We start from the raw sequence: 13,377 nt of genomic DNA on the forward strand, positions 1-13,377 counted from the left end.
GGAAGTTGCCCAACCTGACGCCTCGGCCCCGAGTCGAACGCTGCGTAAGTCGCCAAGATTCCGCACGTTCCTCCCGGAGGTTCCGTCATGCTCTCTCGCCTTGCCCGCCGCAGGCCGGCACACGCCGTCCCGGCGCTGACGCTGGCCCTCGGCGCCGCCCTGGCCGTTCCGTTCGCGCTGGCCGGCCCGGCCGACGCCGCGACGGCGCCCGCCACCGCCTCGGTCAACCGGTACGACTGGCAGCTCACCTACCAGGCCGCCGCCGGCCAGACCAACAAGGCCACCGTCACCGCCGCGCTCACCGCGGACCGCACGGGCATCACCTATGTGATCGACGACGTCGTCCAGATCAGCGCGGGCCACGACTGCGCGTACCCCGACAGCGCGGACCGCACGAAGGTCTCCTGCACGGTCACGATGCTGGACAGCCAGGACCCGTACGCCGCCCTGGTCATGAACCTCGGCGACGGCAACGACACGGTCGCGTACAAGAACTCCACCGACCAGATCTACTACTACGCCGAGATCTCCCTGGGCGCCGGCAACGACCGGCTGACCGACTCCGGCCGCCTCGACGGCGCCTACGCCTCGGGCGACGCGGGCAACGACACCATCACCGTGGGCGCCGAGGGCCTGGCCTGGGGCGGTGACGGCAAGGACACGATCTACGCGAGCGGCGGCGACAACATCGTGCAGGGCGGCAAGGGCGACGACGAGCTGCACGGCGGCGCCGACGCCCAGTACCTGTCCGGCGACGACGGCAACGACAAGCTCTACGGCGGAACCGGGAACGACAGCCTGTACGGCGGCAAGGGCAACGACGTCCTGTACGGAAACAGCGGCAACGACAAGCTCTACGGCAACAGCGGCAACGACAAGCTGTACGGCGGCCCCGGCCGGGACACCCTGTCGGGCGGGCCCGGCAGGAACGTGGTCCACCAGGACTGATGACCGTCCCTCACCGTTTCCGGTGCGGTGAGCGGGGCGTGGAGGGTGGTGGGGGCGGCGGCTGTCTGCTGACGGTCCTCACCGCCGACCGGGCCGTCCAGAGATTGGGCCTCGGGACGCCAAACTCGGGTGCCTGGGTCATCCAACGCGGAGGGACAACCACACGAGTTCATTACCCTTGACCCTGCTGTTCGTTCACCGAGTAAGCAACTCTGGGAGGGGACGTGCAGCAGCGTGATTCCTACGCCGATCTCTACTTGCGGCTGTCAGTTGACCGCGAGGGAAAGACCGCCATCGAGCGGCAGGAGGCCGACTGTCGCGACTGGGCGGCCCGGCATGATCTGGTTGTTCGCCAGGTGCACGTCGACCGAGGGAAGTCCGGCTACAAGGACGTGATCCGAAAGGGCTTCGACGCAGCCACGAGGGCTGTTGTCTCAGGTGCCGTGGGGACGCTGATCGTATGGAAGCTGGACCGCCTCAGCCGTAAGGGCACTGCTGAAGTCGGCCCAATCCTCGACGAGTTCAACAGAGTCGGAGGTCGGCTGATCTCTGTCATGGACGGGCTGGATTCGAGTTCTCCCGGGGCCAGGCTCGCCCTCGCGTCCCTGTCGGAGTGGGCGCGAGTCGAAGCCGAGACCCAGGGCGAGCGGATTCACCACGCCAAGGAGTATCTGCGCGGCAAGGGAAAATGGATCGGAGGCCGGCCGCCTTACGGACTGTGTACCGATCTTGAGACCGGGCGGCTCGTGCCGGACCCGGAAACCTCTGTGTACGCACGTCTGATCGCTGACGAGGCACTCGCGGGGCAGCCTCTTGTGAGAATCGCAAGGCTCCTGAACGAGTATGAGATCCCTGCCCCGCGAGGAGGCTTATGGCAGGTGGGTTCCCTGTCCCAGCTTCTCAAGGCACCCGCGTTCGCGGGTCTGCTTCCTGAGACGGAGACGGTCTGGGACGAGGATCTCGGTCGCCGGAAGTACACCGGTGTCGTCCGACCGTACCGGGATCCGCAGACAGGAGAACCCGTGGCCGTTGGTGAGGGAGTCGTGTCCGTCGAGGAACAGCGGCGGATCGTTGCACTGTTGACGACCAGGACTTGCCAGCGGGGCAATGGAGCGAGGCGCCCCGTTCGCGGACCAGTCCATTTGCTGACCGGGCTGCTGTACTGCGACGTCGCAGGCTGCGGAACACGCATGAGTATGAACGGCACATCGTACGTGTGTCAGGGCGTGCGACTCGGACACACCTGTCCGGGAGCCCGCGCGATGGCCCGCCCTGTCGAGGAGGCAGTGGTCTCCGCATTTCTCGACAGGCATCCGATGTCGGCGGCGATGTGGGAGGGCAGTGATACCCCGCAGAGGCGGGCTCTGCTGTCCGCGTCCGTGGAACGGATTGGGGTAACCAGGGCTCCGGGAAGAGGCCGACGGTTCGACCCCGACAAGCGGCTTCGGATCGAGTGGGCCGAGCGGGCGGGCGTGGAATAGCGCAGGTCGGTGATGTGGTTGGGTTGACTCATGGCAAAGCGCGCACGCGTCCGCGCCCCCGAACTGATTGGCAGGGGCGGTTGGATCAACACAGGTGGCAAGGAGCCAGGCCTCGCCGGGCTTCGAGGTCGCATCGTAATTGTTGATTTTTGGACATTTTGCTGTGTGAACTGCCTGCACGTCCTCGACGAACTGCGCGAACTTGAGGAGAAGCACCGGGACACGGTCGTGATCATCGGCGTGCACTCGCCGAAGTTCGTGCACGAGGCGGAGCATCGGGCGGTGGTGGACGCGGTGGAGCGGTACGGCGTCGAGCATCCGGTGCTCGACGACCCCGAGCTCGCCACCTGGAAGCAGTACGCCGTGCGCGCCTGGCCGACGCTCGTCGTGATCGACCCCGAGGGGTACGTCGTCGCGCAGCACGCCGGTGAGGGGCATGCGCACGCCATCGAGCGGCTGGTGCGGGAGCTGGAGGCCGAGCACGGCGCGAAGGGGACGCTGCGGCGCGGGGACGGGCCGTACGTGGCGCCGGAGCCGGAGCCGACCGTGCTGCGCTTCCCCGGCAAGGCGCTGCTGCTGCCGTCCGGGAACTTCCTGGTCAGCGACACCACCCGGCATCAGCTGGTGGAGCTGGAGGCGGACGGGGAGACGGTCGTGCGGCGGATCGGCTCCGGTGCGCGCGGCTTCGTGGACGGTGCGGCGGGGACGGCCTCCTTCAGTGAGCCGCAGGGCCTCGCCCTCTTCGAGGACGGGGCGTCCGTGGTCGTCGCGGACACCGTCAACCACGCCCTGCGGCGACTGGACCTCGGCACGGGCGAGGTGACCACGCTCGCCGGCACCGGCCGGCAGTGGTGGCAGGGGTCGCCGACTTCGGGACCGGCCCGTGAGATCGACCTCTCCTCCCCCTGGGACGTGGCCGTCTTCGGCGGGAAGGTGTGGATCGCCATGGCCGGGGTGCACCAGTTGTGGGCGTACGACCCGGTCGAGGGCACCGTCGCGGTGGCCGCGGGGACCACCAACGAAGGGCTCGTCGACGGGCCGGCCGCCGAGGCCTGGTTCGCCCAGCCCTCCGGTCTCGCGGCGAGTGCCGACCGGCTCTGGCTGGCCGACTCCGAGACCTCCGCGCTGCGCTGGGTGGACCTCGACGGTCGGGTCCACACCGCCGTCGGCACCGGGCTGTTCGACTTCGGCCACCGTGACGGCGCCGCCGAACAGGCGCTGCTCCAGCATCCGTTGGGGGTGACGGCGCTGCCCGACGGTTCCGTGGCCGTCGCCGACACCTACAACCACGCCCTGCGCCGCTACGACCCCGCGACCGGTGAAGTGACCACCCTGGCCACCGACTTGAGGGAGCCGAGCGATGCCGTCCTCGTCGGCGAGGACATCGTGGTCGTGGAGTCGGCCCGGCACCGGCTGACCCGGCTGCGGCTGCCGGAGGAGGCGGTCCGGGTGGCGGCCGTCGCCCACCGCACCCGGCGCGCGGCGACCGAAGTCGCCCCGGGCAGGCTGCGGTTGGACGTGATCTTCCAGGCCCCGGCCGGCCAGAAGCTGGACACCCGGTACGGCCCCTCGACCCGCCTCCTGGTCTCCGCCACCCCGCCCGCGCTGCTGCTGGAGGGCGAGGGCGCGGACACCGACCTGTCCCGCACCCTGGAGCTCGATCCGGCGGTGGCGGAGGGGGTCCTGCACGTCTCGGCGATGGCGGCGTCGTGCGACGACGATCCCATGAACGAGTACCCCGCCTGCCATGTCCACCAGCAGGACTGGGGCGTTCCGGTCCGCCTCACCGAGGGCGGTGCGGACCGCCTTCCCCTGGTCCTCGCGGGGATGGACGACGCGGGGACGGATTGTGCGGGGACGGACGACGCTCAGACGCCGTAGCCGTCGCCGTAGCTGTCATGGTGGTGGTGCCGCTCCTCCTCGACGACCGTCGTCGGGGGCGGCACCACGATCCTCCTGCGCCGGGCGATGCTGGTGAACGTGGTGACCCCGATCAGCCCCACGGCCATCAGGATGAGTCCGACCAGGTCGAGGTTGACCCCTTTCATGTGCCAGTCGGTCGCGAACGTGAGGATCGCGCCAGCGGCGATGAGGATGATGCATCCGCCGAGGCCCATGGGTGTCTCCTCCCCTTGCGATCCGGTGGTTCCGGTCGGGGGTCGGGTACCCGGGACCCCGCTGCTCATGCCCGGGGTGCGCCGGCGGGCCTACTGCTCCAGGAACGCCACGAGCGCGTTCGCCAGCAGGAACGGGTCGTCCGCGCCGCACAGTTCGCGGGCGCTGTGCATCGACAGGATCGCCGCGCCGATGTCGACGGTCCGGATGCCGTGGCGGGCCGCGGTGATCGGGCCGATGGTGGTGCCGCAGGGCATGGCGTTGTTGGAGACGAAGGTCTGGAAGGGGACGCCCGCCCGCTCGCAGGCGGCGGCGAAGACCGCGCGGCCCGAACCGTCCGTGGCGTAGCGGTTGTTGACGTTCACCTTCAGGATCGGCCCGCCGTTGACCCGCGGGTGGTGCGTCGGGTCGTGCCGCTCCGCGTAGTTGGGGTGGACCGCGTGGCCCGTGTCGGAGGACAGACAGACGGTGCCGGCGAAGGAGCGGGCCCGGTCCTCGTACGACCCGCCGCGCGCGAACACCGAACGCTCCAGGACGCTGCCCAGCAGAGGCCCGTCGGCGCCGGTGTCCGACTGCGAGCCGTTCTCCTCGTGGTCGAAGGCGGCCAGCACGGGGATGTGGGGCAGGGCCCGCTCGGAGCAGGCCACGGCCGCCAGGGCCGCCGCGCCCGCGTGTACCGACAGCAGGTTGTCCATCCGGGGACCGGCGACCAGCTCCTTGTCGCGGCCCAGGTAGGAGGGCGGCTCCACGGAGTGCGTCATCAGGTCCCAGCCGGCCACGTCGCCCGCGGGCAGCCCGCACTCCTCTTCGAGGAAGGCGATCAGGTCGCCGTCGCGCACATCGCCGCTCAGGCCCCAGACCGGCTGCAGATGCCGCTGCTTGTCGAGCTTGAGCCCCTCGGTCGACACCGACCGGTCCAGGTGGATGGCCAGCTGGGGCACCCGCAGCAGGGGCCGGTCCACGTTCACCAGGCGGGTCGAGCCGTCCCGCAGGGTGAGCCGCCCGGCCAGGCCCAGGTCCCGGTCGAGCCAGGAGTTGAGCAGGGGCCCGCCGTAGATCTCCACGGCGACCTGGCGCCAGCCGTGCGCCCCGCTGTCCGGCTGTGGCTTGACCCGCAGGTTCGGCGAGTCGGTGTGCGCGCCGACGATCCGGAACGGCGTGTGGGGCGCGGCGCCCTCGGGGACGTACCAGGCCACGATCGCGCCGCCGCGCAGCACGAACCTGCCGCCGCTCGTCCCGTCCCACGCGTCCGTCTCCGCGACCTGCCGGAAGCCGGCCTTCTCCAGCCGCTCGGCGGTGTTCGCCACGGCGTGGTAGGGCGACGGGCTCGCCGCGAGGAAGGACATGAGGTCATCGGTGTGGCCGCGGTCGAAGCGGGCTGGTTCGCTCATGGGGTTCACCTTAACGACGGGCGAGGGCCCGCTCCCCCTTACCGGGAACGGGCCCACGCAGGAAACCTGTGGCAGAGGCTGCCGGGACTAGAAGGCCGCCTCGTCCAGCTCCATGAGGTCCAGGTCGACGCCCTCGGACACCTTGCGGGCCAGGGTGACGCCGGGCAGGACGTTGGCCGCGAAGAACTTCGCCGCCGCGATCTTGCCGGTGTAGAAGGCCACGTCCTTGGAAGACACAGCCTTGGCGGAGGCCGTCTCCAGCTTCTCGGCGGCGACCGCGGCGCCCTTCAGCAGCAGGTAGCCGACGACCACGTCACCGGAGGCCAGCAGCAGGCGGGTGGTGTTCAGGCCCACCTTGTAGATGTTCTTGACGTCCTGCTCGGTGGCCGCGAGGTCGGTCAGCATCAGGCCGACGATGGCCTCCAGCTCGACGGCGGCCTTGGCCAGGTGCTCGCGGGCGCCGGCCAGCTCCTCGCCGCCGGTGCCGAGCGCCAGGAACTTCTTGATGTCCTCCGCGAGGGAGTTCAGCGCGGCGCCCTGGTTGCGGACGATCTTCCGGAAGAAGTAGTCCTGGCCCTGGATCGCGGTCGTGCCCTCGTAGAGGGTGTCGATCTTGGCGTCGCGGATGTACTGCTCGATCGGGTACTCCTGCAGGAAGCCGGAGCCGCCGAAGGTCTGCAGCGACTGGGCGAGCTGCTCGTAGCCCTTCTCGGAGCCGTAGCCCTTGACGATCGGCAGGAGCAGGTCGTTGAGCGCGTGCTCGGCCTTCGAGTCCTCGCCGTTCGCCTCCTTGACCGCGATGGCGTCCTGGACGGAGGCGGTGTAGAGGACGAGGGCGCGCATGCCCTCCGCGTACGCCTTCTGCGTCATCAGCGAGCGGCGCACGTCGGGGTGGTGCGTGATGGTGACCTTGGGCGCGGCCTTGTCCATGAACTGGGCGAGGTCGGGACCCTGGACGCGCTCCTTGGCGTACTCGAGGGCGTTGAGGTAGCCGGTGGACAGCGTGGAGATCGCCTTCGTGCCGACCATCATGCGGGCGAACTCGATGATGCGGAACATCTGGCGGATGCCGTCGTGCTTGTCGCCGATCAGCCAGCCCTTGGCCGGGTGGCGGTCGCCGAAGGTCATCTCGCAGGTGTTGGAGGCCTTCAGGCCCATCTTGTGCTCGACGTTGGTGGCGTAGACGCCGTTGCGCTCGCCCAGCTCGCCGGTCTCGAAGTCGAACAGGTACTTCGGGACGAGGAAGAGGGACAGGCCCTTGGTGCCGGGTCCCGCATCCTCGGGGCGGGCGAGGACGTAGTGGAGGATGTTCTCCTCCATGTCGTGCTCACCGGACGTGATGAAGCGCTTGACTCCCTCGATGTGCCAGGAGCCGTCCTCCTGCTGGATCGCCTTGGTGCGGCCGGCGCCGACGTCGGAGCCCGCGTCGGGCTCGGTGAGCACCATGGTCGAACCCCAGGTCCGCTCCACGGCAATCTGCGCGATCTTCTTCTGTACGTCGTTGCCCTCGTCGTAGAGGATGCCGGCGAACGCCGGGCCGGAGGAGTACATCCACACGGCCGGGTTCGAGCCGAGGATCAGCTCCGCGTACGCCCAGATCAGGGACGGGGGAGCCGTCGTGCCGCCGATGCCCTCGGGCAGGCCCAGGCGCCAGTACTCGGAGTTCATGAAGGCCTTGTAGCTCTTCTTGAAGGACGCCGGGACGGGCGCGGTGTTGGTCTCGGGGTTGAAGACCGGCGGGTTGCGGTCCGCGTCCGTGAAGGATTCGGCCAGCTCGTTCTCCGCGAGGCGCGTCAGCTCCTCCAGGACGCTCTTGGCGGTGTCCGTGTCCATTTCACCGAACGGGCCGGTGCCGTACAGCTTGTCGCGCCCGAGTACTTCGAACAGGTTGAACTCGATGTCGCGTAGGTTCGACTTGTAGTGCCCCATGGGTGACGGCTCCGTATCGGACTCGGCGAGGCACTGTCTCCTCGCAACTGGTTCACGTACCAACAAGTAGCTACGATGATGCTACCCGTCGGTAATAAGAAGCAACCCCTGCCCGTCCAAGTGTGAGAAGGGTCTACATAAGAACGCTGGGGAACGGCTCAAGAAGGCTTGACGGGCCTTCGGCGACCCCGGTGGGGTCGGTAGGCTAGCGCCCATGTACGGCTACGACCAGAACGTGGGTGCGCAGTACGCCCCGCCGCAGCAGCAGCCCGGCGGTCTCGGCGGGTACGGCCAGCAGTCGCCGCTCTACCCGGAGCCGTCGCCGCCGTCGCTCGCGGACGCGGTGCGTGCCTTCACCACCGGTCAGCTGGCCGCGGAGGACTTCCAGCAGGTCTTCGCCACGTCCAAGGTCTACTGCCCGCGCGGCGACAACCCGGGCTTCCTCGCCCTGCACAACACCCAGCAGCCGGTGATCCCGATGTTCACCTCGCTCAAGGAGCTGCGCCGGTACGCCGGCAAGGAGTCCAAGTACTTCGTGATCACCGGCGCCGAGGTGATCGACCTGCTGCCGACCGGGTACGGCTTCGTCCTGGACATGGAGGGCGAGCACCGGATGGTCTTCGACGCGAAGGCGGTCGAGCAGATGGTGGACTTCGCGATGCGCCGGATGTACGGCGGCTGAACCGTCCCCTCCGCCCACGGGTCGGCCCTACTGTGCCCGCGTGACCCCACCCGACACCTCGCCGCCGGCCCTGCACGACCGGCGGCGTTCTACTGCCCGACTCCGCCGCGGCGTACTGCTGTTGGAGCCGGGGGGAGTGCGCCGCGGGACACCCGTCGCCGCGATCCGACGCGTCGAGGAGCGTGGCCCTTGGGGTGCTGGGTGTCCCCTACGTACTGGTCGTCACCGTCCCCTGTGTCCTGGTGCCCGGCGTCGCCGCCGTGGTGGCCGGCCTGCGCATGCTGCGCGACACCGTCGTGCTGCGGGCCCGGGGGATCGCGGTCGAGGGGCGGACGGAGTTCTCCCACGACATCGGAGCCGGCGACGGGCCGCTGCGCCGCCCTGTTCGGCTGACCGGCACCCGGCGGGGGCCCGGAGGGAATGTCCTCCGGGCTTTCTCTGTTGGGGGTGGCAGAAAGTTCAATGCTCAACTAAAGTGGGCTCACAAGGAGGTACCGACCAATGCCTGCAGTGACCGTCGAGAACCCGCTGACCCTGCCCCGTGTGGCCGCGCCGGCCGATGCCGTCGCCCGTCCCGTACTGGCCGTGACGACCGCACCGAGCGGATTCGAGGGCGAGGGCTTCCCGGTGCGCCGGGCGTTCGCCGGAGTCAACTACCGCTACCTCGACCCGTTCATCATGATGGACCAGATGGGCGAGGTGGAGTACGCGCCGGGCGAGCCCAAGGGCACCCCGTGGCACCCGCACCGTGGCTTCGAAACCGTCACCTACATCATCGACGGCACCTTCGACCACCAGGACAGCCACGGCGGTGGCGGCACCATCACCAACGGCGACACCCAGTGGATGACCGCCGGTTCGGGCCTGCTCCACATCGAGGCCCCGCCGGAGTCCCTGGTCATGTCCGGCGGTCTCTTCCACGGCCTGCAGCTGTGGGTGAACCTCCCGGCCAAGGACAAGATGATGGCCCCCCGCTACCAGGACATCCGCGGCGGCAGCGTCCAGCTGCTCACCTCCCCCGACGGCGGCGCGCTGCTCCGTGTCATCGCCGGTGAGCTGGACGGCCACGCCGGTCCCGGTATCACCCACACCCCGATCACGATGATCCACGCGACCCTCGCCCCGGGTGCGGAGATCACCCTGCCCTGGCGCGAGGACTTCAACGCCCTCGCGTACGTCCTGGCCGGGCGCGGCTCCGTCGGTGCCGACCGTCGTCCGGTCCAGCTGGGCCAGACCGCCGTCTTCGGCAGCGGCTCCTCGCTGACCGTCCGCGCGGACGAGAAGCAGGACTCCCACACGCCGGACCTGGAGATCGTCCTGCTCGGCGGGCAGCCCATCCGTGAGCCCATGGCCCACTACGGCCCCTTCGTCATGAACACCCGTGAGGAACTCCAGCAGGCCTTCGAGGACTTCCAGAAGGGCCGGCTCGGAACGGTCCCGGCCGTCCACGGCATGACCGAGAGCGGACCGCAGGCCTGAGCCCGGGTCCGGCGAGAGCCCCGTCCGTCAACGGCGCCGGACGGGGCTCTCGCCGTACCGCGTCACCCGGCCGGGCCCGAGCGCAGGACAGCCCGGCCGCGGGCGTGATCGGCTGGGTGCGTGCAGCTTCTGCCCGACCCCGTCCGCCGACTCGCCGCCTGGTGCGTGGTGATCCTGCTCGTCTACGGGGTCGGGTACGTCGGGGTCCGGCTGTGCACCACGTTCCGTACGGCCGTCACTCCCGTGCTGCTCGCGCTGCTCGGGACCGCGCTGCTCGGGCCGCTGTACCGGCGGCTCGTCCGGGCCGGGGTGCAGCGCTCGCTGGCCGCCGGGCTCACCTGTGTCGCGGTCGTGGCCGTCATCGGCGGGGCCGTCTACATCGTGGTCGCCGCGCTGATCGACACCGGGGGCCAGATCATCTCCTCGCTGCGGGCCGCCGCGAGGTCCGTCGCCGAGCACTTCGGGGCGGCCGGGACCTCGCTGGACGACCTCGCCGAGAACGCCAGGAACCTGCTGGCCAAGTTCGGCGGGACGGCCGCCTCCAATGTCATCAGCGGGGTCAGCGTGGTCGGCGAGAGTATCGCCATGGCCGTACTGGCGCTGCTGCTCGTCTTCTTCTTCCTGCGCGACTCCCACCGGGCCGCCGAGAGCCTGCGCTCCCTCGCCCCACGCGGCACCGGCGACACCCTGGAGGCCATGGCGCGGCGGGCCTTCGCGGCCGTCGAGGGGTTCATGCGCGGCACCACCGTCATCGCGCTCATCGACGCCACCTGCATCACCATCGGGCTGCTGATCCTCCAGGTGCCGGGCGCGCCCGGCCTCGGCGCGCTCGTCTTCGTCGGCGCCTACATCCCCTACCTCGGCGCCTTCCTCTCCGGCGCGGTGGCCGTGCTGGTCGCGCTCGCCGACCGGGGGTTCGTGATCGCGCTGTGGGCCCTCGGGGTCGTCGTCGCCGTGCAGGTGCTGGAGGGCCATGTGCTCCAGCCGGTGATCCAGAGCCGGACCGTGCAGATGCATCCCGCGGTGGTGATGCTGGCGATCACGGCCGGGGCGTCCGTCGCGGGCATCGTCGGGATGCTGCTGGCCGTACCGCTCACCGCGGCCGCCTTCGGGGTCGTGCACGAGCTGCGGAGCCGGTACGCCACCCAGTAGCGACCGCTCCGACCAGGTCACCCCTTCTCGTACAGCTCGAACCAGATGCTCTTGCCCTCACCTCGCGGATCCACCCCCCACGCGTCCGCGAGCAGCTCCATCAGCACCAGACCGCGCCCGGAGGAGGCCAGCTCCCCGGGGCTTCGCTTGTGCGGGAGGTCGTCCCCGACGTCGGTGACCTCGGCCCGCAGCCGCCGCTCGCCCCTCTCCCCGGTGACCTCGGCGAGCAGCAGGGCGTCGGCGTCGGTGTGCACGAGGACGTTGGTGAGCATCTCCGACACCAGCAGCGCCGCGGTGTCCACCTGCTCGTCGGAGGTCCAGTCGTGCAACAGCCCGCGCACCTGATCGCGGGCCTCGGCGATCCGCTCCGGCTCGTCCTGCGCCACCGCCAGCAGGGTGCGCCGGACCGTGGGCCCGACGAGCATCGTGGCGCCGTAGCCGTCGCCCACCCCCGGCCTGCCCAGCAGCAGCACGGCTATGTCGTCCTCGCGGCGATCGGCCAGCGGCCCCGGCGTCTGGTGCGAGGACGGTCCGTGCACCGCCTGCACCAGGGCGTCCGCGAGCGACTCCAGGCCGCCCTCGTGGTCCTCCAGGACGGCGCGGAGGCGGTGCCATCCGCTCTCCAGGTCATGACCGCCGGTCTCGATCAGCCCGTCGGTACAGATCATCATGGTCTCGCCGGGCTCCAGCGCGAACCGTGTCGTCGGGTAGTCGGCGTCCGGGTCGATGCCCAGCGGCAGACCGCCCGCCGTCGGCCGCATCATCACCGTGCCGTCCGCCATCCGGATCGCCGGGTCCGGATGCCCGGCGCGGGCGATCTCCAGGACGCCGGACACCGGGTCGACCTCCACATAGAGGCAGGTCGCGAAGCGCGGGTCGGCGTCGTCACCGCCGCTGTCGTCGACACCGTGCAGAGCGCCGTCGTTGACGCCGTGCAGAAAGCGGGAGGCCCGGGAGAGGACCGCGTCGGGGCGGTGGCCCTCGGAGGCATAGGCGCGCAGGGCGATCCGCAGCTGTCCCATCAGACCGGCGGCCCGTACGTCATGTCCCTGGACGTCACCGATGACCAGCGCGAACCGGCTTCCCCCGGACTTCGTCCGGGAGGTGCCCCCGGGCAGCGGGATCATGTCGTACCAGTCGCCGCCGACCTGGAGCCCGCCGCCGGTGGGGATGTAGCGGGCGGCCACGCCCATGCCGGGGACCTCGGGGCCCAGCGTGGGCAGCATGGAGCGTTGCAGTCCGTCGGTCAGTTCGCGCTGGGACTCGGCGGCTCCGGCCCGGGACAGGGCCTGGGCGAGCATGCGGGCCACCGTCGTGAGCACCGAGCGCTCGTCCGGTGTGAAGGCGACCGGATAGGCGAAGGCCGCCATCCAGGCACCCATCGTGCGGCCGGCGGCCGTGAGCGGCAGGAACGCCCAGGACTGCCGGCCGAAGTGCTGGGCGAGCGGCCAGGTCACCGGGTAGCGGCTCTTGTACTGCTCGGGGGAGGACAGATAGACCGCACGGCCGGTCCGGACCACCTCGGCGGCCGGGTAGTCCGTCTCCAGCGGCATATCGGTGAAGGGAGCCTCGTCGCCCGGCTGATGCCCGTGATGGCCGATGACCGTCAGCCGGTCGCCCTGCACCCCGAAGACGGCCAGCCCGTCCGGCGAGAACCCCGGCATCGACAGCCCCGCCGCGACCCGCAGCACCTCCGACGTGGACCGAGCCTCGGCCAGCGCCCGGCCCGCGTCCAGCAGGAACGCCTCCCGGGAGCGGCGCCAGTCACCGGTGACGGGGGTCTGCGCGGCGGTGCCCGGCGTCGGTTCGGTGACCTCCTGCAGGGTGCCCGTCACCCGGTACACGCGCTCCTTGCGGTCGTACACCGGTCTGAAACGGCTGCGTACCGTGCGTACGATCCGGCCCTGCTCGTCCATGATCCGCAACCGCACCTCGGCCAGCGTGCCCTCGTCGGAGGCGAGCCGGATGATGCTGGTGTTCTCGTTCCAGTCGACGGGATGGAAACGGGCGCGTGCCCGGGCCTCGGTGAGGGTGGTCGTCCCGCCGGGCAGTCCGAGCAGCCGAGCGGTCTCCGCGTCGATCGTGACCAGCCCGGTGGCGGTGTTCCAGTGCCACACCCCGGTCGCGAGGGAGGAGAGAACCTCCCCGACGGCGGGCAGGGGCTCGCCAGTGCGCATTGCCCCACTTTAGGAAGATGCGA

Annotated in this window: 10 protein-coding genes; 6 read left to right on the plus strand and 4 right to left on the minus strand. The window is 70.3% G+C overall.

The window, feature by feature from the left end:
* Positions 1-87: 87 nt before the first annotated feature.
* The 3 genes from AB0I54_RS14125 to AB0I54_RS14135 all read left to right on the plus strand — a co-directional run bounded on the left by AB0I54_RS14125 (position 88) and on the right by AB0I54_RS14135 (position 4,310).
* Entirely contained in the window at positions 88-948 is an 861-nt protein-coding gene (locus AB0I54_RS14125) for a calcium-binding protein (RefSeq protein ID WP_363296241.1), read from the plus strand.
* Positions 949-1,172: 224 nt separating this feature from the next.
* Positions 1,173-2,429, plus strand: a complete 1,257-nt coding sequence (locus AB0I54_RS14130; RefSeq protein ID WP_363296242.1) for a recombinase family protein — start codon at positions 1,173-1,175, stop codon at positions 2,427-2,429.
* A gap of 30 nt (positions 2,430-2,459) precedes the next feature.
* Positions 2,460-4,310 (plus strand): NHL domain-containing thioredoxin family protein, encoded by a 1,851-nt coding sequence (locus AB0I54_RS14135; protein WP_363296243.1) that lies wholly within the window; start codon positions 2,460-2,462, stop codon positions 4,308-4,310.
* Here the strand turns inward: AB0I54_RS14135 and AB0I54_RS14140 are convergent.
* From AB0I54_RS14140 to AB0I54_RS14150, 3 genes are all read right to left on the minus strand, one after another.
* Positions 4,298-4,546: a DUF6458 family protein gene (locus tag AB0I54_RS14140; RefSeq protein WP_363296244.1), complete on the minus strand. Its 249-nt coding sequence runs from the start codon at positions 4,544-4,546 to the stop codon at positions 4,298-4,300. The two genes, AB0I54_RS14135 and AB0I54_RS14140, sit on opposite strands and share 13 nt — an antisense overlap.
* Positions 4,547-4,636: 90 nt before the next feature.
* Positions 4,637-5,935, minus strand: coding sequence for a M18 family aminopeptidase (locus AB0I54_RS14145; RefSeq protein ID WP_363296245.1), 1,299 nt, complete (start codon positions 5,933-5,935; stop codon positions 4,637-4,639).
* Positions 5,936-6,022: 87 nt separating this feature from the next.
* Positions 6,023-7,864: an acyl-CoA dehydrogenase gene (locus AB0I54_RS14150; RefSeq protein ID WP_363296246.1), complete on the minus strand. Its 1,842-nt coding sequence runs from the start codon at positions 7,862-7,864 to the stop codon at positions 6,023-6,025.
* Positions 7,865-8,078: 214 nt separating this feature from the next.
* Between AB0I54_RS14150 and AB0I54_RS14155 the strand changes: the two genes are divergently transcribed.
* The 3 genes from AB0I54_RS14155 to AB0I54_RS14165 all read left to right on the plus strand — a co-directional run bounded on the left by AB0I54_RS14155 (position 8,079) and on the right by AB0I54_RS14165 (position 11,177).
* Positions 8,079-8,546 (plus strand): SseB family protein, encoded by a 468-nt coding sequence (locus AB0I54_RS14155; protein WP_363296247.1) that lies wholly within the window; start codon positions 8,079-8,081, stop codon positions 8,544-8,546.
* 501 nt (positions 8,547-9,047) lie between these two features.
* Positions 9,048-10,025 (plus strand): pirin family protein, encoded by a 978-nt coding sequence (locus AB0I54_RS14160; RefSeq protein ID WP_363296248.1) that lies wholly within the window; start codon positions 9,048-9,050, stop codon positions 10,023-10,025.
* A 120-nt stretch (positions 10,026-10,145) separates the two neighbouring features.
* The gene (locus AB0I54_RS14165; protein WP_363296249.1) at positions 10,146-11,177 is read left to right on the plus strand and encodes an AI-2E family transporter; all 1,032 of its coding nucleotides are present in this window, start codon (positions 10,146-10,148) and stop codon (positions 11,175-11,177) included.
* A 17-nt stretch (positions 11,178-11,194) separates the two neighbouring features.
* Here AB0I54_RS14165 and AB0I54_RS14170 read toward each other — a convergent pair whose 3' ends face one another.
* Positions 11,195-13,354, minus strand: a complete 2,160-nt coding sequence (locus tag AB0I54_RS14170; protein WP_363296250.1) for a SpoIIE family protein phosphatase — start codon at positions 13,352-13,354, stop codon at positions 11,195-11,197.
* Positions 13,355-13,377: the final 23 nt, after the last annotated feature.

The organism is Streptomyces sp. NPDC050625, from assembly GCF_040654755.1.
Taxonomy (GTDB): domain Bacteria; phylum Actinomycetota; class Actinomycetes; order Streptomycetales; family Streptomycetaceae; genus Streptomyces.